Origin of the sequence: Rhodococcus sp. IEGM 1372 (genome assembly GCF_030056835.1) — a bacterium.
Classification (GTDB): Bacteria; Actinomycetota; Actinomycetes; order Mycobacteriales; family Mycobacteriaceae; genus Rhodococcoides.
Genome location: NZ_JASHKS010000001.1, coordinates 312,354 through 332,026 on the forward strand (window position 1 = coordinate 312,354; position 19,673 = coordinate 332,026).

At 64.4% G+C, this 19,673-nt stretch carries 20 protein-coding genes and 1 tRNA gene; 8 read left to right on the forward strand and 13 right to left on the reverse strand.

Annotated elements, in window-relative coordinates:
- Window positions 1-42 precede the first annotated feature (42 nt).
- The 8 genes from QM590_RS01500 to prfB all read right to left on the reverse strand — a co-directional run bounded on the left by QM590_RS01500 (window position 43) and on the right by prfB (window position 7,193).
- A complete protein-coding gene (locus QM590_RS01500) occupies window positions 43-1,503 on the reverse strand; it encodes an SDR family NAD(P)-dependent oxidoreductase (RefSeq protein ID WP_269593556.1) in 1,461 nt (486 codons plus the stop codon).
- Window positions 1,504-1,534: 31 nt separating this feature from the next.
- Window positions 1,535-2,401 (reverse strand): EamA family transporter, encoded by an 867-nt coding sequence (locus QM590_RS01505; protein WP_502942406.1) that lies wholly within the window; start codon window positions 2,399-2,401, stop codon window positions 1,535-1,537.
- Window positions 2,398-2,871 carry an SsrA-binding protein SmpB gene (gene smpB / locus QM590_RS01510; protein WP_269593555.1) on the reverse strand — a complete coding sequence of 158 codons (474 nt, stop codon included), beginning with the start codon at window positions 2,869-2,871 and terminating at the stop codon, window positions 2,398-2,400. The genes QM590_RS01505 and smpB overlap by 4 nt, the downstream gene beginning before the upstream one ends.
- 83 nt (window positions 2,872-2,954) lie before the next feature.
- Window positions 2,955-3,860 (reverse strand): permease-like cell division protein FtsX, encoded by a 906-nt coding sequence (ftsX, locus tag QM590_RS01515; RefSeq protein ID WP_068045894.1) that lies wholly within the window; start codon window positions 3,858-3,860, stop codon window positions 2,955-2,957.
- Between the two features lie 63 nt (window positions 3,861-3,923).
- The gene (gene ftsE, locus QM590_RS01520; RefSeq protein ID WP_027496574.1) at window positions 3,924-4,613 is read right to left on the reverse strand and encodes a cell division ATP-binding protein FtsE; all 690 of its coding nucleotides are present in this window, start codon (window positions 4,611-4,613) and stop codon (window positions 3,924-3,926) included.
- 86 nt (window positions 4,614-4,699) lie between these two features.
- On the reverse strand, window positions 4,700-5,146 hold the full coding sequence (locus QM590_RS01525) for an Rv3103c transmembrane domain-containing protein (RefSeq protein ID WP_269593554.1): 447 nt from the start codon (window positions 5,144-5,146) through the stop codon (window positions 4,700-4,702).
- Window positions 5,143-6,042: a mechanosensitive ion channel family protein gene (locus QM590_RS01530; protein ID WP_269593553.1), complete on the reverse strand. Its 900-nt coding sequence runs from the start codon at window positions 6,040-6,042 to the stop codon at window positions 5,143-5,145. Before QM590_RS01530 ends, QM590_RS01525 begins: the two co-directional genes overlap by 4 nt.
- A gap of 38 nt (window positions 6,043-6,080) precedes the next feature.
- Complete coding sequence (gene prfB, locus QM590_RS01535) at window positions 6,081-7,193, reverse strand: peptide chain release factor 2 (RefSeq protein WP_068045939.1); 1,113 nt, start codon at window positions 7,191-7,193, stop codon at window positions 6,081-6,083.
- A 92-nt stretch (window positions 7,194-7,285) separates the two neighbouring features.
- Here prfB and QM590_RS01540 point away from each other — a divergent pair, with 92 nt between their 5' ends.
- A complete protein-coding gene (locus tag QM590_RS01540; RefSeq protein WP_269593552.1) occupies window positions 7,286-8,077 on the forward strand; it encodes an inositol monophosphatase family protein in 792 nt (263 codons plus the stop codon).
- A 1-nt stretch (window position 8,078) separates the two neighbouring features.
- Here the strand turns inward: QM590_RS01540 and QM590_RS01545 are convergent, their stop codons facing one another.
- A complete protein-coding gene (locus QM590_RS01545) occupies window positions 8,079-8,453 on the reverse strand; it encodes a DUF1304 domain-containing protein (protein WP_269593551.1) in 375 nt (124 codons plus the stop codon).
- A 142-nt stretch (window positions 8,454-8,595) separates the two neighbouring features.
- Here QM590_RS01545 and QM590_RS01550 point away from each other — a divergent pair, with 142 nt between their 5' ends.
- The 4 genes from QM590_RS01550 to QM590_RS01565 all read left to right on the forward strand — a co-directional run bounded on the left by QM590_RS01550 (window position 8,596) and on the right by QM590_RS01565 (window position 13,113).
- Entirely contained in the window at window positions 8,596-10,005 is a 1,410-nt protein-coding gene (locus tag QM590_RS01550; protein ID WP_149405644.1) for an acyl-CoA dehydrogenase family protein, read from the forward strand.
- 45 nt (window positions 10,006-10,050) lie between these two features.
- Window positions 10,051-11,271, forward strand: coding sequence for an acyl-CoA dehydrogenase family protein (locus QM590_RS01555; RefSeq protein WP_068045941.1), 1,221 nt, complete (start codon window positions 10,051-10,053; stop codon window positions 11,269-11,271).
- 185 nt (window positions 11,272-11,456) lie between these two features.
- Window positions 11,457-11,801, forward strand: coding sequence for a YciI family protein (locus QM590_RS01560; RefSeq protein ID WP_149405493.1), 345 nt, complete (start codon window positions 11,457-11,459; stop codon window positions 11,799-11,801).
- Window positions 11,802-11,832: 31 nt separating this feature from the next.
- Entirely contained in the window at window positions 11,833-13,113 is a 1,281-nt protein-coding gene (locus QM590_RS01565; RefSeq protein WP_269593550.1) for an RNA polymerase sigma factor, read from the forward strand.
- Here the strand turns inward: QM590_RS01565 and QM590_RS01570 are convergent.
- Window positions 13,086-13,631 (reverse strand): GNAT family N-acetyltransferase, encoded by a 546-nt coding sequence (locus QM590_RS01570; RefSeq protein WP_269593549.1) that lies wholly within the window; start codon window positions 13,629-13,631, stop codon window positions 13,086-13,088. The two genes, QM590_RS01565 and QM590_RS01570, sit on opposite strands and share 28 nt — an antisense overlap.
- A 16-nt stretch (window positions 13,632-13,647) precedes the next feature.
- On the opposite strand from QM590_RS01570, the gene QM590_RS01575 reads away from it, so the two are divergent.
- Complete coding sequence (locus QM590_RS01575; protein ID WP_269593548.1) at window positions 13,648-13,890, forward strand: hypothetical protein; 243 nt, start codon at window positions 13,648-13,650, stop codon at window positions 13,888-13,890.
- Window positions 13,891-13,932: 42 nt separating this feature from the next.
- Here the strand turns inward: QM590_RS01575 and QM590_RS01580 are convergent, their stop codons facing one another.
- Together QM590_RS01580 and QM590_RS01585 are read right to left on the reverse strand one after the other, a co-directional pair.
- Window positions 13,933-14,448 carry a putative immunity protein gene (locus QM590_RS01580; protein WP_269593547.1) on the reverse strand — a complete coding sequence of 172 codons (516 nt, stop codon included), beginning with the start codon at window positions 14,446-14,448 and terminating at the stop codon, window positions 13,933-13,935.
- A gap of 109 nt (window positions 14,449-14,557) precedes the next feature.
- Window positions 14,558-14,634 (reverse strand) — tRNA-Met (locus QM590_RS01585).
- Between the two features lie 502 nt (window positions 14,635-15,136).
- Between QM590_RS01585 and QM590_RS01590 the strand changes: the two genes are divergently transcribed.
- Window positions 15,137-15,700, forward strand: coding sequence for a transglycosylase family protein (locus QM590_RS01590; protein WP_269593546.1), 564 nt, complete (start codon window positions 15,137-15,139; stop codon window positions 15,698-15,700).
- Window positions 15,701-15,847: 147 nt separating this feature from the next.
- Here the strand turns inward: QM590_RS01590 and QM590_RS01595 are convergent, their stop codons facing one another.
- Window positions 15,848-18,808, reverse strand: coding sequence for a UPF0182 family protein (locus tag QM590_RS01595; RefSeq protein ID WP_188078571.1), 2,961 nt, complete (start codon window positions 18,806-18,808; stop codon window positions 15,848-15,850).
- A 276-nt stretch (window positions 18,809-19,084) separates the two neighbouring features.
- Between QM590_RS01595 and QM590_RS01600 the strand changes: the two genes are divergently transcribed.
- Window positions 19,085-19,663, forward strand: a complete 579-nt coding sequence (locus QM590_RS01600; protein ID WP_176460511.1) for a PPA1309 family protein — start codon at window positions 19,085-19,087, stop codon at window positions 19,661-19,663.
- Window positions 19,664-19,673 lie beyond the last annotated feature (10 nt).

The window sequence follows — 19,673 nt, forward strand, 5'->3', positions numbered from 1 at the left end:
GGGCTGTTCAGTGTAACGCCTCTCCCGAGCACATTCATTCCATTAACGGTCGACCCGGCGATCCGTCGTGTTCGACGCGGCATCGTCGTCCACTCGCTGCACGACCGTGCGCAACATTCGACGTGTCATGACCAGGCGTGCCGGCAGCGAGGCGTACCAGACAGCCCGACCGGCAAGACCGCGAGGAAAGAACACCAGCCGCTGCTCGATGGTCGGCTGCTTTGCAGTTCCTCCCACCGTCAGGTCGAGCCAGGCCTCCCCGGGAAGTCGAGTCGAGGACTTGAGCCGAGTGGTGTGTTCGGTGCCCGACGCGGATGCGTCGGGTCCGGTGACGTCGCGACGCCAACCGGTGAGAACGTCGGCGTCGGCCAATCGTTCGAGAGCGGGCCTGATCGCGGTCGACGGTGCCGCGCTTCGGGCGACCCTGGTGTCGGTGTAGACGACCTCCCCTGCCCATGTCGGATCCGAGGGCAACGGATCCGACGGTGCCGCGGTACCGGTGGCGTCGGTCCACCGCGTCTCGACCTCACCGTCGTCGATCTTGCGCAGTGCCAATCGCACGGAGTCGCGGTAGCCGGTCAGGCCGCCGTCCGGACGCGGTACGACGGCGTCGATGTCCATCTCGTGGCCTACGGCGTCGTACTGCAGAGATTCGATGAGCGGCATCGCCAGGCCGCGCGGAATGGGAGTCACCAAACCGATCCAGTGGCCGGCCAGTCGAGGAGTCAGCACCGGGAGAACGATGATTCGACGCTGCCGCAGGCCCGCGACGTCGGCGTAGATGTTCATCATCTCGCCGTACTGCATGACGTCGGGTCCACCGATGTCGAACGTCCTTGATTCGGTGATCGGCGCACTCGCGGCCCCGATCAGGTAGTGCAACACGTCACGAACGGCGATCGGTTGGATGCGGTTGTGTACCCACCGCGGTGTGGTCATCACCGGTAGCCGATTGGTGAGGTGCCGAATCATCTCGAACGACGCCGAACCGGATCCGATCACGACGCCTGCCTGCAGCACGATCGTCGGCACACCCGAGTCGATCAGGATGCGTCCCACCTCGGCTCTCGACTTCAGGTGTGGTGAGAGCTCACCGGTCGGCGGGTGCAGCCCGCCGAGGTAGACGATCCGCCCCACGCCGCATTCCGCTGCTACGGCTGCGACGTTCTCGGCGCTGTCGCGTTCGGTGTCGGCGAAATCCGAGTGACCTGCAGTGCCCATCGAATGCACGAGGTAGTACATGATGTCGACTCCGCTGAGCGCTGCCTTCAACGATTCCCGATCGCTCAGATCGCCCTGAGCGATCTCGACATCGGCCGCCCACGGCACGGAGTCGAGCTTGGCGGGGGTGCGTGCCAGCACGCGGACCGTGTACCCCTCTTCGAGGAGTCGCGGAGCCAGTCGTCCACCCAGGTATCCCGTGGCACCGGTCACCAGAACGCGGGTAGGCCGGGCGTCGTCCTGAACTGCGGGATCGTGGGAGGGCGAATCGTAACCTGTCATAAGCGGAGTCATTACCCCCGCGCGGTGCGGTTCAACCGGAGAGCGCGATCATCGCGATGGCGCCGAGCGCCAACGCCATACCGATCTTCTGCAGAGTGCCGACTCGCTCGCCGAGCATCACCATCGCCAGCAGTACCGTCGCCGCTGGATACAGCGAGGCGATGACACTCACCAGGGAGAGCAGACCACCCTGGTAGGCGTAGATCATCGCAGCGTTGGCGACTACGTCGAGCACGCTGACGAAGGCGGCGAGTTTGAGGACGCTGCCGTGCGGAGGTGAGAAGTGACCGGAGGCAAGGGCCACGGTCCAGACGACCGCGGTCGCCGATGCGCGCGACGCCGCGAGCGGCCACAGCCCACTGCCGTCTCCGATCCGGTGCAGAAAGATGAAGGCGAACGCGAACGTCACCCCCGAACCGACCGTCAACCAGGCGACCGTTCGGGTGAACTTCATCTCTCGACCACCGGCAACCTCACCGGTCACCTCGTCCGGTGATTCTCTGCTGACCAGCACCACGGCCACCAGTGCGACGGCGATACCGACGAACGCGATCACGCCGGGCCGCTCGCCCATCGACAATCCGACCAGCACCGGGATACCGGCGACCAGCACCGCGGTGACCGGCGAGACCACGGCCATCGGTCCGGCGGCGAGGGCCAGGTAGAACCACCACACGGCAACTCCGCCTGCGACACCCGAGGCCAGTCCCCAGAGCATCGCCGGGAGCTCGATGGTGCCGCCGACGAACGGAGCGACGAGCAGAACGATCACCAGCGAGAGCGGGTAGGACACGATGACCACCCGGAGGGCGGCGACCCGGCGGGATGCGACACCGCCGACGAAATCGCTCACCCCGTAGCCGACGGCAGCTACCAGAGCGAGCAGAACAGCGGTCAGCGCATTCCCTTCACGCGACGGCCCAACTCGCGGGTGACCTCGCGTTCGGCGGTGCGCTTGGCCAGCGACTGTCGTTTGTCGTAGTCCTGCTTGCCCTTGGCCAGTGCCAGCTCGACCTTGACCTTGCCGTCGGAGAAGTACATCGACAGCGGCACCAACGTCAGGTTGCCCTCTTTGACCTTGCCTACGAGTCGGTCGATCTCGCGGCGGTGCAACAGGAGTTTGCGGTTGCGCCGCGGCGCGTGGTTGGTCCAGCTACCGAGCGTGTATTCCGCGATGTGCAGTCCGCGTAGCCAGATCTCTCCGTCGTCGACGGTCGCGAAGGCGTCGACCAGCGAGGCCTTGCCGTCACGCAGACTCTTGACCTCGGTTCCGACGAGGGCAACTCCGGCCTCGACGACGTCGAGTATGGAGTAGTTGTGCCGCGCCTTGCGATTGGTCGCGATGGCCTTGCGGCCCTTCTCTCTCACTGCAGGGCCCTTTCTCGAGCGTTCGTCGCGCAGACCGGTTCCACGGGCAACCGCTCCAGCATAGAACCGAACGGCAAGCGAATTTATTCGCGCACGTACAGGCGCAGCGTGATGTAGGCCGTCACCGCGGCCATGCCGACTCCCACCAACGCCAGGAAGGGCGAGACGAGCAGCACGTCACTGTTCGATATCCGGGCCAGGATGTTGGCCTGATACACATCCGACAGAACGTCGTCGATGAACATGTTCTTGGCCGTGAACAAGCCGGCAATGGCAAGTGCGGAGCCGATCAAGGCCGCCACCACCGCCTCGAGCAGGAACGGCAGCTGGGTGTACCAGCGAGTGGCACCGACCAAGCGCATGATGCCCACCTCGGTCCGTCTGGTGAACGCCGCGATCTGAACCATGTTGGCGATCAACAGGATTGCGGCGATCGCCTGCACCGTGGCGATGGCGAATGCAGCGTTGCGCACGCCGTTGAGCACGCTGAACAAGCGCTCCACCAGGTCGCGTTGGTTCAGCACGCTCTGCACGCCGGGTCGATTCTCGAAATTGTCGTTGATCACCCCGAACCGCTCCGGGTCACTCAGACGAACTTTGAACGACGCGGGAAAGCTGTCGGCACTGACCAGTTCGGCCAGCTCGGGCTGGTCCTTGAACACTCGCTCGGTGGCGTCCTTCACCGCATCCTCGCGATTGAGGTACTGCACCGACACCACCGACGGCGTGCTCTCCAGATCCGAGCGCAGGGTGGCGCAGGTGTCCTCGGCGCAATCGGGATCGGTTGCCGAGATGTCGTCGGTGAGGAAGATCTGCACTTCGACCCGATCGAGAAAAATCTGCTGCGTCTTGCCCGCCATCTGCACCACGAGCAGTCCCCCGCCGAACAGGCCGAGAGAAATAGCGGTCGTCAAGATCATGGCGATCGTCATGGTGATGTTGCGGCGAAGTCCGGTGAAGACCTCGCTGAAGATGAAACTTGCGCGCATCGCGGAATCCGAGCCCTTCGATTCGTTCGGTCGTGAAGTCCGATAGGTCCTGGTCGTGTGTCGTCAGCGACCGACGCCGTAGACCCCGCGGGCCTCGTCACGAACGACTCGTCCGTTGTCGAGCTCGACGACGCGTCGGCGCATCGAATCGACGATGTGGTTGTCGTGGGTGGCCATCAGCACCGTGGTTCCGGTGCGGTTGATGCGCTCGAGCAACAGCATGATGTCCTGACTGGTATCCGGATCGAGGTTTCCGGTGGGCTCGTCCGCGAGCAACACGAGCGGACGATTGACGAACGCCCGAGCGATGGCGACTCGCTGCTGTTCACCACCGGACAGCTCGTTGGGCAGACGATCCGACTTGCCGCCGAGTCCCACGAGGTCGAGCACTTCGGGGACGGTGCGCTTGATCATCGAGCGCGGCTTGCCGATCACCTCGAGGGCGAACGCCACGTTCTCCACGACGGTCTTCTGCTGCAGCAGACGAAAGTCCTGGAACACGCAGCCCATGCTCTGCCGCAACCGCGGGACACGACGGGCCGCCAACCTGTTGACATGGAAGTCGGCAACATGGATGTCGCCGGAGGTGGGCGTCTCCTCCTTGAGGAGCAGCCGCATGAACGTCGACTTCCCCGAACCCGACGGGCCGATCAGGAACACGAACTCACCTTTGTCGATGGAGACCGTCACCTTGTCCAGGGCGGGCCTGGTGGAGGTCTTGTAGGACTTGGAGACATTCGAGGTGCTGATCACGGGTCGCCAGTGTAGTCCTTACTCGCCGGTAGCTGCCGGAACCGCTCGGGCGTCGCGGCGAGTCCCGAGAGACGGTAAAGGCCGACTCAGCGCGCGGATGTCGGCGCAGGTTGGCTGGGTATCAGCGACTGGATTGCCGGCGGAATCGGCACGCCGAACGGCGCGGTCGTCGTCGGTGGCACAGTCGTCGTGGTCGCCGGCTGACCGGATCCGTCGACGCTGTCCGATCCATCCGGATCGGTGGTGGCCGTCGGCGTGGGTGTCACCGTGGTGCTCGTGAAACTCGGCTCCGAGGTTTGCGGCTGGATGTACGGGGTGAGCTCGCCCGGATCGACAGCAATTGGTCCCTGAATCTGTTCGCTGTTCCTTTCGGCGATCTCGGCGCTGACCTGGCCGTACCACAGACCTGTGAGCACGAAGCAGATGCCGAACGCCACGGTGGACGTCCGAACGCGACCGTTGATCTTGGCCGGTATACGCCACTGTCGCCAGTTCCGTCGCGGGTGATCGGTTCCGGTCTCCGTCGTGCTCACTGATCCTCCCTCCGGTCTCGTCCCGACGCATCCGGTGCGACCCCGGCCGTACTGACATCGGGAGCAACACTGATGCCCTCGGGGCGTAGTGCGGCAGCCACCCGGACACGAAGTTCTCGTCCCACCTGGAACTGCTTGCCGGGCAATGTTCGCGCAACGAGACGAACGTTGACCTGGCCCACCTCGATGCTCTCCACGCCCATCACGGTCGGTTCGTCGAGCAACAGTGGACGAAGCCGGGTGTCCGCGAACGCGTCGCGGCCGACTGTGCGCAGCAGTGCGTTGACCTGGGTGAGATCCGCGGTGCTCGGCACGGGAACGTCGACGACGGCGCGCGCCCAATCCTTCGACAGATTGATCGCCTTGACGATCTGCCCGTTCGGCACGGTGATGACCTCACCGTCGACGCTACGAACCCGGGTCACGCGCAGCGTCACGTCCTCGACTGTGCCCTCGGCGTCCTCGGCCGAACCGTTGACGGCGATCTGCACGACGTCACCGAATCCGTACTGACGTTCGGTGATGATGAAGAACCCGGCCAGAATGTCCTGCACCACGCGCTGAGCGCCGAAACCGAGTGCCGCGCCGATGACCGTCGCAGGTGCCACGAGCCCGCCGACGCCGAATCCGAAGCGTCGCAGCACCTCGATGGTGACCAGGATGTAGATGAGGGTGACCACGACCCAGGTGATGACCTGAGCCAGAGCGTGCCGATGCTTGGCGGCCTCGGACCGCACGAGTGCATCGCTGTGCTGGTAGTTCTGGTCGATGCGGGCAGTGATCCGCGACCCGGTCCAGGTGACGAAGCGCGCGGCCAGCATTCCGCCGAGGATGTACAGAACGATCCCGAGGGCGTTCAGCTTCAGGTCGGGCGTCGGGTTCAGCCAGGCCGTCATCGGATCGTTGGAGTGGAGCCTGCGCAATGACCGGTCATCTACTGCTCCCCCCGCATTCGCCATCGAATTCCCGATTCCAGGAATCCGTCGATGTCCCCGTCGAGAACAGTAGACGGATTGTTCACCTCGTACTCGGTACGCAAATCTTTCACCATCTGATACGGGTGCAGTACGTACGAGCGCATCTGATTGCCCCAGGAGCTGCCGCCGTCACCCTTGAGCGCGTCCATCTCGGCGCGTTCTTCCTTGCGCTTGACCTCGAGCAGCTTGGCCTGCAGCACTCGCATGGCCGACACCTTGTTCTGCAGCTGCGACTTCTCGTTCTGGCAGGTCACCACGATCCCCGTCGGAATGTGCGTCAACCGAACGGCGGAGTCGGTGGTGTTGACCGACTGCCCACCCGGTCCGGACGAGCGGTACACGTCCACGCGAATGTCGTTCTCGGGGATCTCGATGTGGTCGGTGGTCTCGACGACCGGGAGAACCTCGACCTCGGCGAAGGACGTCTGGCGTCGACCCTGGTTGTCGAACGGACTGATCCGCACGAGCCGGTGTGTGCCCTGCTCCACCGACAACGTGCCGTACGTGTATGGAGCCTTGACCGCGAACGTCGCGCTCTTGATGCCGGCTTCTTCCGCATAGGACGTGTCGTAGACCTCGACGCCGTAGCCGTGCTTCTCGGCCCAGCGGATGTACATGCGCATCAGCATCTCGGCCCAGTCGGCGGCGTCGATTCCGCCTGCACCGGACCGGATGTTGACCAGCGCGTCACGTGCGTCGTACTCACCGGACAGCAGGGTCCGTACTTCCATGGCTGCGATGTCCTCACGGAGCGACGCGCGTTCGGCGTCGGCGTCGGCGGTGGCGGATGCGGCGTCGTCACCTTCCTCACCCTCGGCGAGTTCGTACAACACCGGCATGTCCTCGAGGCGCTGACGGAGCTCTTCGACGCGGCGCAGCTCGGCCTGCGCGTGGGACAGCTGGCTGGTGACCTGCTGAGCGTGTTCCTGGTCGTTCCACAGGTCCGGTGAGGCCGCCTGATGTTCGAGTTCGTCGATGCGTCGCCGCAGTTCCTCGACGTCGAGAACGGACTCGACGGTGGAGAGAGTGGTGTCGAGCTCGGCGAGGTCTGCAGAAACGTCGGGATGCACGAGAGTCAAGGTTACCGGCACGCGAACCCGAACCCGACCGCCCCCGAGCAACACCGGGCACAGTCGGATGTGTCCGTCGTTAGTCTTACGCGGTGACCGACTACTCCGAGGATCTTTCTCTCGCCCTTCGACTCGCCGACGAGGCCGACGCCATCACGCGGCGGCGATTTCTCGCCATGGACCTCTCGGTGGATTCCAAGCCGGATCTGACACCGGTGTCGGACGCGGATCTGGCCGTCGAGACGACGATCCGCGGCGTGCTCGGAGCGCAGCGCCCTGCCGACGCGTTGCTGGGCGAGGAATTCGGCGGCACTGCAACGTTCAGCGGACGCCAGTGGGTCGTCGATCCCATCGACGGCACCAAGAACTTCGTCCGTGGCGTTCCGGTGTGGGCGACGTTGATCGCGCTGCTCGACGACGGAATACCCCGTGTCGGCGTGGTGAGCGCGCCCGCCTTGGGCCGACGGTGGTGGGCCGCACTCGATCTGGGAGCCTGGACGGCATCGGACGGGGGTACCCCGCGCCGGATCGAGGTCTCGAAGGTCGATTCGCTGGCGTCGTCGAGCTTGAGTTTCTCGAGCCTGAGTGGGTGGGCGGAACTCGGCATCAGGGATCGGTTCCTCGATCTGACCGACGCCGTGTGGCGGGTTCGCGGGTACGGCGACTTCTTCTCCTACTGCCTCGTCGCAGAGGGGGCGGTCGACATAGCCGCAGAACCCGAGGTCTCGCTGTGGGACCTGGCCGCACTCGATGTCCTCGTACGCGAAGCCGGAGGCGATTTCACCGCACTCGACGCCACCGCCGGCCCGCACGGTGGCAGCGCCGTGGCCACCAACGGTCTACTGCAACACCAGGTCCTCGCGCACCTGTCACCCAGCGCCTGACTTACGCCTGGAGAACTGCGGCCAGAATCAGCGCGATCAGCGGTGTGATGCCCTGGACGAATGCGGCCCGGAAGTACTTCGCACCGCCGGTCGCCAGAACGATCGCTGCGCCGACGATGCTCGCGCACGCGAAGTAGACGACTGCGTCGCCTGCGGACCCGCCCAACACGAGGCCCACCACGATGCCGACGGCCAGGAACAGGTTGTAGAAGCCCTGATTGAACGCCATCGGCTTCACGACATCGGCGTCGTTCTGACTTGCGACGCCGAACTTGGCCCAGATGGCCGGCTTCGACCACAAGACACTTTCCATGACGAAGATGACGACGTGAAGGGCCGCGGCGATGGCGGCGAAGAACTGGGCGATCGGATGCACGGACGTAGCGTGCCATACCCCTCGTCGCCGGAGGCGACGTTCGGTTCGCCGGCCTCCTGGAAAGGTCAACTTACTCGACAGTAGACAGCTATCTTACTCGGGAGTAAGATCTGTGGAGTCCGTGCCCGACGCCGAGGAACTGGTGATCATGAGCAAGCAAGACAGTGTGGTCGACGCGAAGGCCCCGAAGGTGCCCCGCGATACTTCTGCAGTTGGCCTCAACCCGTTCAAGCGGGATGCGATCGGAACCGCCATGCGCGTTCTGACCGCCATCACCGGATCGGAACTGGCGGAGAAGTACAACCTCCGCCAAACCATCGACCGGGTGACGTACGAAAGCACCAAGACCGGGTTCAAGACCCTCGGCGCTGCCAATCGCACGTTCGCCAAGGTCACCGGTGGCGGCAAGCCCAAGCGTCTCGACGACGGCGCTGCCAAGAACCTGAGCTACTTCGACCTGACGCCGGACGACGAACAGCGCATGATCGTCGAGACGGTCAAGGAGTTCGCCGAGGAGATCCTCCGTCCGGCTGCGTTCGACGCAGACCACAGCGCCTCGTCGCCCGAGGATCTGGTTCGTCGCTCCGCCGAGCTCGGCATCACGCTCATCAACGTTCCCGAGGAGCTCGACGGTGCCGCCAGCGAGCGTGGTGCGGTCACCAACTCTCTCGTCGCCGAGGCCCTCGCCCACGGCGACATGGGCTTGGCACTGCCCATCCTCGCGCCCAGCGGTGTCGCCGTCGCTCTCACCCAGTGGGGCACCGACGCACAGCAGAAGACCTACCTCCCGGCATTCGTCGGCGAGAAGGTGCCGAACGCAGCAGTGGTCGTCAACGAGCCACGCGCACTGTTCGATCCGTACGCGTTGCAGACCAAGGCCGTTCGCTCTCCCAGCGGCTACAAGCTCAACGGAGTCAAGAGCCTCGTGCCCGCTGCCGGCAGCTCCGAGCTGTTCGTCATCGCCGCAGAACTCGAAGGCCGTCCGGCATTCTTCATCGTCGAGTCCGACTCCAAGGGCCTCGTCGTCGAAGCCGACCCGAGCATGGGGTTGCGCGCAGCCGGCCTGGGTCGCCTGATCCTGACCGATGTCGCAGTTCCCGAGTCGGCACTGCTCGGTGACGGTGACGCAGACCAGCGGGCAGCCGAGTACAGCGCTGCCATCGGCCTCGCGCGCCTCGGCTGGGCATCGCTGGCCGTCGGTACGAGCCAGGCCGTACTCGACTACGTCATTCCGTACGTCAACGATCGCGTCGCCTTCGGTGAGCCGATCAGCAATCGCCAGGCCGTGGCATTCATGGTCGCCAACATCGCCATCGAGCTCGACGGCATGCGGTTGGTCACGTTGCGCGGCGCTTCGCGGGCCGAGCAGGGACTGTCGTTCACTCGCGAATCGGCGCTCGCCCGTCGACTCGCCTCCGAGAAGGGCATGCAGATCGGTTCCGACGGCGTGCAGCTGCTCGGCGGTCACGGCTTCACCAAGGAGCACCCGGTCGAGCGTTGGTACCGCGATCTGCGGTCCGTCGGCGTCGCCGAGGGCATCGTTCTCATCTAGCTCGCCGCCCCGAATTTCCATGGCACTCACCCAAGGACATACACGATGATCAATCTTGAACTTCCCAAGAAGCTTCGGGCGCAGGCGAATCAGGCTCATCAGGTCGCTGCCGAGATCTTCCGCCCGATTTCCCGCAAGTACGACCTCGCCGAGCACGAGTATCCGGTGGAACTCGACACCATGGCGTCGATGGTCGAAGGAATGTCCGACGCCGGTGGCGAAATCGGCGGAGCCGCCGGTGGCCGCGAGAAGGACAGCGAGTCGGCCAAGCCCAGCAAGACCGCGAACGCCAACGGCGGGAACATGTCCGCTCTGGTGAACGTGATCGAGACCTGCTGGGGCGACGTCGGCCTCACGCTGTCGATCCCCTACCAGGGACTCGGTAACTCGGCCATTGCCGCGGTGTCCACCGACGAGCAGCTCGAGCGCTTCGGCAAGGTTTGGGCTTCGATGGCTATCACCGAGCCCGGCTTCGGCTCGGACTCCGCAGCTGTCACCACCACCGCCGTCCTCGACGGAGACGAGTGGGTCCTCAACGGCGAGAAGATCTACGTCACCGCCGGCGAGCGTTCCACCCACATCGTGGTGTGGGCAACGGTGGACAAGTCTCTCGGCCGCGCGGCCATCAAATCGTTCGTCGTCCCGCGTGACGCTCCGGGCCTCTCGGTCGCCCGCCTCGAGCACAAGCTGGGCATCAAGGCGTCCGACACCGCAGCCCTGCTGCTCGAGGACTGCCGCATCCCGAAGGACAACCTGCTCGGTACCGCCGAAGTGAACGTCGAAAAGGGCTTCGCCGGCGTCATGCAGACGTTCGACAACACCCGTCCTCTGGTGGCAGGCATGGCGATCGGCGTCGCACGTGCGGCTCTCGAAGAATTGCGTTCCATCCTGGTGGACGCCGGAGTCGACATCTCCTACGAGACGCCCGCCTACAACCAGCACGCGGCGGCCGCGGAGTTCCTGCGCCTCGAAGCGGACTGGGAGGCAGCACATCTGCTCGCACTGCGTGCGGCGTGGATGGCCGACAACAAGGAGCCCAACTCCCTCCAGGCCTCGATGTCCAAGGCCAAGGCCGGTCGCTCGGCAGTCGACATCACCCTCAAGGCAGTCGAATTGGCCGGCACGTACGGCTACTCGGAGCGCCCGCTGCTCGAGAAGTGGAGCCGCGACTCCAAGATTCTCGACATCTTCGAGGGAACGCAGCAGATTCAGCAGCTGATCGTTGCTCGCCGCGTACTGGGAAAGTCGTCGGCAGAACTGAAGTGACACCTGGCTCGTCGTCGAGCCGAGGAGTAACCGCCACAACGGCACCGGACTTTGCGTCCGGTGCCGTTTTTCGTGTGTGAGAAGAAAAATCGGGAGACGGTGTCGATATCGTGGTCTGTCGAACGTCGTCATCGTGTACGGCGACTCGCGCCGCGATACCGAGGTACCGAACCCAGGAGCGCACCATGAAGTACATCCTCTTGATCAACGCAGACACCGCACCCGGAGCAGCACCGGGCTGCAGCAGTGTCGAGGACTGGATGACCTACGAGAAGGAGATGAAGGAGGCGGGCGTTCACGTCTCCGGTCACGCGATGGCCGACCTCACGACAGCCACGGCTGTGCGCGTCGACGCCGCCACCGGAGAACGCAGCGTCACCGACGGCCCGTATGCCGAATCTCATGAGGTTCTCGGTGGCTACGACGTCATCGACGTTCCCGACCTGGACGCTGCACTCGAATGGGCGGCCCGATGCCCGGGCTCCAAGGACGGCGGCACGGTGATCGTACGTCCCCTTGCCGAGTTCTGAACCGCCGAAACCCGACGTACTCGGTTCTCCGGTGACCGATGTCGAGGTTGGTCGAGCGCTCGACTCCTTCTTCCGCGCCGAGCGCTCGATACTGCTCGCCTCGCTGGTGCAGCGGTATCGCGACCTCGACCTCGCCGAAGAAGTCACCTCGGACGCCATCGAATCGGCCCTGAAACACTGGCCGGTCGATGGTGTCCCGGCCAAGCCCGGTGCCTGGTTGCTCACCACTGCCCGGCGGAAGGCAGTCGATCGCTTGCGGCGCGGCCAGACCCTGGCCGCGAGAGTCGGAGTGCTGCAGGCGAATACGGATCGTCGCGAACCGAGTCACCTCAATTCGCTCGACGAGACCCTGCCCGACGATCGACTGCAGTTGTTCTTCACCTGCGCGCACCCTGCCCTTGCCGCCGGTGACCGGCTCGCACTGACTCTTCGATGCCTGGCCGGTCTCACCACCGGTGAGGTCGCCCGGGCTCTGCTCATCCCCCCGGCGACAGCAGCGCAGCGAATAGTGCGAGCCAAGAACAAGATTCGGGCCGCACGGATACCGTTCCGTCTCCCGGGCCCGGACGAGTTGGCAGGCAGGGTCCCGATGGTGCTCGAGGTGATCTATTCGATCTTCACCGAGGGCTATTCTGCGACGTCGGGTGATCACGTCGGACGAATCGATCTCACCGACGAGGCCCTCGGGATGGGCCGACTCCTGTACGCCGCATTGCCGACGGAGTCCGAGGTGATCGGTCTACTGGCGCTGATGTTGCTCGTCGATGCCAGACGCGACGCGCGAACCGGACCGGACGGTGAGATCGTCTTGTTGGCCGACCAAGACCGTCGACTCTGGAATGCCGAGTTCATCGCCGAGGGTAGGGAACTCGTGGTCGAGGCTCTCGGCGGCGGCCGGAGCGGTCCTTACGCTCTACAAGCTGCCATTGCTGCACTGCACGACGAATCACTCGACGCCGACAGCACGGACTGGCCTCAGATAGTTGCCCTGTACGACGTACTCATGACGCGGGCACCGAGCCCCATCGTCGCGCTGAACCGGGCGGTTGCGCTGGCGATGCGCGACGGTCCCGCAGCCGGTCTGCACGAATTAAACCTGCTTGCCGACGAGCCGTCCCTGCGCCGCTATCACCCGTATCCCATGGCGAGAGCAGATCTGCTGCAACGACTCGGCAGGTTCGAAGAGGCGGCAATCGACTATCGACGAGCGTTGGATTTCGCCCGAACCGCACCGGAGAAACGCTTGCTTCGCGGTCGGCTCGCGGAAGTGCGCGCATACCCCGGTCAGGCCGACAGCACCACGTCCACCTGATCTGCAGTCAACGAACGGTCTGAGTACACCAGGCGTACCGCGTCGACATCGGGATTGCCGACGTCGGGTCCACGGGCGATCAACTGCAAGCCCGCGCGCTCGGCCACTCGGGCCGACGCGACGTTGTGTTCGAGGAGGTACGCCACGATCGGCAATTCGGGCTCGGTACGGTGCGCACACTCGACTGCGATCTCACACATCTCCGCGGCGTACCCGTTGCCCTGTGCGTCGGGATGGAGGCGATACCCGAGATTCCAGAAGGTGTTCCGCCGCTTCGAGCATCCGCCGTAGCCACTGATCGTGCGGCTGCCGCGCTCACGAATGATCCACGTGGACAGTCCATCCCGCCGCCACTGCTCCGCCCAGTTCTGCAACATTCGTTCGGTTGCACCGGGATCGGTGTGTCGCAGGCTCGGGAAGTGCGTCCATGACTGCGGGTCGCTGCAGATCGCGTACAGCTCATCGAGATCCGTGCCGACCGGCTCGTCGAGATCGAGACGCGAGGTTCGTGTTCGCACACCATGGATCCTAGGGGTGAAGAAGTCTGGTAGACCGGTGGTACACGATCGAGCGAAGGGTGTCACCGTCATGGCCGAGTGGATCAAGAAGATGGAAGAGAACGCGAAAGGCCTCATCGCCGAGGCAGAGCAGGAACTGACCGCACTCGAAGGTGTGGACACCGTCGACCTCACTGCCGATGATGCGGACGACGAAGGCGGCCCCGCCCCTTCCGAAGCAGTCACCAGTGACGATGCCCGCGAGCAGATCACGGACTGAACTCCCGATACGGACCGGTCGACCGCGACCGTACTGGACGGCTCAACCGTCGAACAACGACCAACAGATACTGTTTCTTCTCTCCTGGTCTTCCAGCACCAGTTTTCGCACGCTGCTCGGGAGCCGGTCGCGCTGCCATTCGAGTTCCTTTAGACCTGCACTCGGCTCCAGGCCGTCACGTGCGGCCGCCCGAGCTGCCTTGATGGCATAGGCGGCCGCTCCGAGGTCGTGTTCGGGTACGTGTGCCACACAGGCTGCCTGCCCCGCGGCGTATGCGGCGAAGCGAGCGCAACCGTGCAGCGGCCGTGCCGCACCCATGGCGTGCCCGCCGAGAGCGCGGGTTGCCATCATCGCGAGCTCGCCGCGCGTCCACGCACGGATACCGTCGATTGCCTCACGCGGCCGCGAGTCGGAAGGTTCGAGCTCCTCGAACAGGTGGAGAACATGTTCCGCACACTCGGCCGCCCAGAGCGCAAGGCTCCGATGGTCGTCATCGGACAGAAGGCCGCCGCGATGCACGGTGATGAGGCGCGGATCTCTGACGGCGGGGAGAATCATGCGAGGCGAACCTTCCGGTATCGAACGTGCAGACTGCGGCCGAGAGTCCGTTCCGGACCCATCAGAGCACGAAAAAAGACCCAGGACATAGGTCCTGGGTCTTCTTCAGTGGTAGCGGGGACAGGATTTGAACCTGCGACCTCTGGGTTATGAGCCCAGCGAGCTACCGAGCTGCTCCACCCCGCGTTGCGTCTACGAAGTTACTCCCGTGCGTACAACCAATGCAAATCACGTGACTTCTCCGCGTCCTCGCGCACCCCGACGGGTGCACCGCGACGCGTCACGGCACGCGTTTATCACGCCGAACACCGCAGAAAATAGTGCTCCGCGTCTCTTTTGGGGCGTGTTTCGAGTCACATAACGTTCGGGTTACGAAGTAGAAACATTAGCGCCACGAGCTGGTCTGAGCTGCGGAAACACCCCCCATCGTCCCAATATGTGGACATCGACCATCCCATTACGGCTCAGTGACGGTGAGCAGATCCTCGACTACCTTCACGGACGGCCCTAAACCGCTGGGCCTGCACCACCCCGCCGCTCCTTTCGCTCTGCCCCGCGGGTGTGGTCCCCAAGACGTACGGGGGCAGAGCCGCGACGATACGAAGCGCCTGGTCACCAACGCCATCCACACCGGCGAGGTGATTGCAGGCCAGTCGCGCCAGTCGAGCGCGGAGAGGATTCACCCCGAATGACCACACTGAACAATGTCGGCAAGCGCGCACTCGGAATGGCCGTCATCGCAGGTGCCGCTGTAGCAATCCCCCTCGGTGTCTCTGCCGGAACCGCCAACGCAGCCCCGAACAACTGGGACGCGGTCGCGCAGTGCGAGAGCGGTGGCAACTGGAGCATCAACACCGGAAACGGCTACTACGGTGGCCTGCAGTTCTCGCAGAGCACCTGGACGGCCAACGGCGGATCCGGATCACCGGCCAACGCATCAAAGGCCGAGCAGATCCGCGTCGCGGAGAACACCCTTCAGACCCAGGGACCGGGCGCATGGCCCGTGTGCGGTCAGCAGCTGAGCAAGGGTGCCTCCGCTCCCGAGCCCGAGGCAGCTCCCGCACCGGCACCGCAGCCGGCTCCCGCACCGGCACCGGCACCGGCCGTGGCTCCCGAGGCCGCAGCGGCCACGCAGGCTGCACAGGGCGCGTTCGACGCAGCGTCCAAGCTTGCCGACCAGTACGGCTTGAGCACGCAGTTCCAGCACTTCGTTGCTGCCAACGCCCCGGTGCTCGCGCCCATCGGACGCTGATCGCCCGGCAGTTCGTCGAACTGCCACTCACCTCGGAGTTGCACCGCTGCACAGCGTGAACGAGCCAGGTGACGAACGACGAAAGAGCCGCCTCACCATTCGGTGAGGCGGCTCTTTCGCTCGGTCAGCAGGCCGTGGCCTCAGCGATCAGTTACCTGCCTGGTTGTAGGTATCGACGGCGGTCTGCAGATCCTCCAACGCAGTACCGAGCTCCGCGAGATTTCCGCTCTGCTGCGCAGTGCGCACGGCCGCGAGTGCCGAATTCAATTCGGACACGGCCGCATCCCTGGTCGTCGAACCACCGGTGGCCGGGGCCGGAGTTGCCGCAGGCGTACCACCGTCGGACGGCGCGGTTTCGGGAACAGCGCCGGGCTGCGTGGTTCCGTCGGTCTCACCGGGTGCGGTGACTGTGCGTCCGGCACCCGCTCCGAACACCTGCTCGATCGCTTCGGGCAGTGTCGCGGCGTACCCGACGCGGCCCTCGTACGAGACCAACACCCGAATCAACTGCGGATAGGCCGACGCCTCGTTGGTACGAGAGGCGTACACCGGTTCCACGTAGATCAATCCGCCGTCGCCGACCGGGAGTGTCAGCAGGTTTCCGAACTCCACGGTGTTCTCACGGCGCACGATACCGAGACTCTCGGACACGTCGGTCGTGGTCGTCATCTGGTTCTGCACCTGATTCGGACCCTGCGTGGATGTATCCGTCGGCAATCTCAACACGGTGATCTTGCCGTAGTTCTCCGGATCGGAATCCGCACTGACGTACGCGCCCAACACCTCTCGGCGGTAACCGACCAACGCACTGGTCAGCTGGAACGACGCCTGATTCTCCTGGTTCGAGATATCGGATGCGACGACGTAGTACGGGGGCTGCTTGGCCGCGGTGTTCTCTGCGGTCGGGTCGGTGGGAACCTCCCAGAACGCGTTGTTGGTGAAGAACTCTCGCGGATCGTTGACGTGGTACTTGGTCAGCAGTTCACGCTGGACCTTGAACAGGTCTTCCGGGTAGCGGAAGTGATCGCGCAGCTCGTCGGACACCTGGTCCTTCGGAATCACGGTTCCCGGGAACACGCCTTCCCATGCCTTGAGCACCGGATCGTTCTCGTCCTGCTCGTAGAGCTTGACGGTGCCGTCGTAGGCATCGACGGTGGCCTTCACCGAATTTCGGATGTACGAGACCTCTCGGCTCGGCAACGCACGTGTCGTCGTCGACTCGATGCTGTCGGCAGTGGCGTCCTCGAGCGACATCCGCTGGGCGTACGGGAAGTTGTCCAACGTGGTGTACCCGTCGATGATCCAGACGAGCTTGCCCTCGACGATCGCCGGGTAGGTCGATCCATCCGTGGTCAACCACGGTGCGACCTTCTGTACGCGGTCGCGGGGGTCACGGTTGAACAGGATCTTCGACTCGTCCCCGATCACGCTCGAGAACAAGATGTTGCGCTCGGCGTACTTGCTGGCGAACACGAGTCGATTGAAGAAGTTACCGACGTCGACGCCTGCGGCACCGGTGTAGGTGTAACTCTTGCTGTCGGTGTCGTACTCGCGGGGCTCGCCGGTGGAACCGACGATCGAGTAGTCCGCGTCGGAGTTGGCGATGACCGGGCCGAAGTAGATGCGCGGCTGATCCAGGTCGCCGGGTCCGTCCTTGCGGATGGTGCCCTCGGAATCGTTCTCGATCCAGTTGACCTGGTAGTTCGGGTAACCACCGCGTCCGCCGCTGGACTCGTCTGCGACGGCCTCGTCGACGGAGTTGGCCGGCGCTGCGACGAAGCCGTTTCCGTGTGTGAACACGGTGTGGCGGTTGATCCAGTCACGCTGGTTCGCGTCGAGCGTCTGCGGTGAGATCTCGCGGGCTGCAACGACGTAGTCGCGCAGGTTGCCGTCCGCATCCGGGTATCGGTCGACGGCCAGCGTGTCGGGGAACCCGTAGAAGTTACGGATCTGACGCTGCTGGGTGAAGGTGGGCGCGAGGATGTTGGGGTCGAGCAAGCGAATGTTGGACATCGTGGCCGACTCGGACGCCACCTCGCCGGGGCTCAAGGCCGCTTCACCGGAATAGTCCCGATAGGTGACCACGTCGTCGTTCAAGCCGTACGCGTCTCGGGTTGCCGCGATGTTCCGCTCGATGTACGTGCTCTCCTTGTCCGCCGCGTTCGGGCGCACCGAGAACTGTTCCATCACCAGCGGCCAGACGGCACCGATGAGGATCGACGACAGCACCAACAAAGCCGTGGCCAACGCCGGGATACGGAGATCACGCAGGAATATCGCTGCGAAGAAGGCGATTGCACAGATGACGGCGATTGCCAGCAGGATCAGTTTGGCCGGCAACACCGCGTTGATGTCGGTGAAGCTGGCACCGGTGAACGTCGGCTCCTTGCGACTGCTCGACAGCAGCGTGTACCGATCGAACCAGTACGCGATGGCCTTCAGCAGGACGAAAGTACCGGCCAGAACCGCGAGTTGAATCCGCGCTGCGCGAGTGAGTGCACCCTCGCGCCCGGCGAGACGAATTCCACCGAACACGTACTGCGTCACCAGGTTCGCGAAGAAGGCAACCAGGATGGCGACGAACAGCCAGTTGAGGATGAACCGGTAGAACGGGAGGTCGAACGAGTAGAAACCGACATCCAGATTGAACTGCGGGTCGGTTATGCCGAAGTCGCCGCCGTGGATGAACAATTGCACGGTCGCCCAATTGGTCTGGGCGATCATGCCGGACAGGAACCCGAACACCACAGGAATTCCGATGCCGAACAGGCGCAGTCGGCTCATCACCGTGGTGCGGTATCGCGCGATCGGATCGTTGGGCCCGGCGACGGGCACGAACACCGGACGGTTGCGGTACGCCACCGCCAGAGCTGCGAACACGATGAGTCCGACAACCAGGGCGACGACGAAGAAGATCACCAACCGCGTCAGCAGAGTGGTGGTGTACACGCCGCGGAAGTCGACTTCGCCGAACCACAACCAATTCGTGTACACGTCGATCAGACGGGGACCGATGAGTAGCAAACCTGCTGCTACCAAGGCCAATACGAGCAAGATCCGGCTGCGCCGCGACAAGGACGGCATACCGGTGGGGGGCCTCATGCCCACGAGCCACACTCCAACTTCGGGCGACGCCGACCGGCGCCGCAGATGACTTCGGCGGCGCACTCGCCGTGCGCCGCATGTCCGTTTCGCCCTACTGTACGTACGTTGATCCTACGGCTGCGACGCCCGTACCGCGGCCACAGCCGACCGCAGGTCAGGAGCCTCGCATCCGAGGAACCATCCGAATGCGAGGATAGTGCGGTGAGCAACGACAGCGACGGACTGCCCGGCCGAGACGATTTCGGTGTCGAGTTCGACCCCGAGACGGGTGGACAGGATGTGGCCGACGCCTTGGCGCGGTGTGCGCGGGAGGTGGCGGACTTCGTCGATGCCGGCGGATGGCACCAGGCACCCCAGATGTTCGCCTTGGTGCCCACAGCCGCACTCGCCGCGGCCGAGCCGGGACTGCTCGACGATTTGGCCGACGGCGCTGCCCTGACTCCGATCCAACAGCATTCGCTACCCGAGGACATCACCGGCGGCTCCCCCGCCCTGGACGAGTTCCTGGCCACCTCCACGTGGCCCGAGGGTGTCGTCGGATGCGCCTTGGTCCAAGAGATCGTAGTTCTTCCCCCAGCAGCCGAATCGACCCTCGACGATGCGTTGATCCCGCTGCTCGCCGATCCCGATGCGGCCGACCAGGCCGCTCGCTCGGCTGCCGAGAACCATCCCGAGAAACGAGATGCTCGGTTGATCGTCGCGGTCCTCAAGGACGGTCCGTCCCTGACTCTTCTGCAGTTGCACCCGGACGAGGACGCCGATCCGTTCGCACCCATCGACCTTCGCATCGCGGAGGACCTGGCCCCCAACGTCGTGCACGGTCTCTACGCCACGTTCGACGCCGTCGACGACGACTAGCGACAGGGCT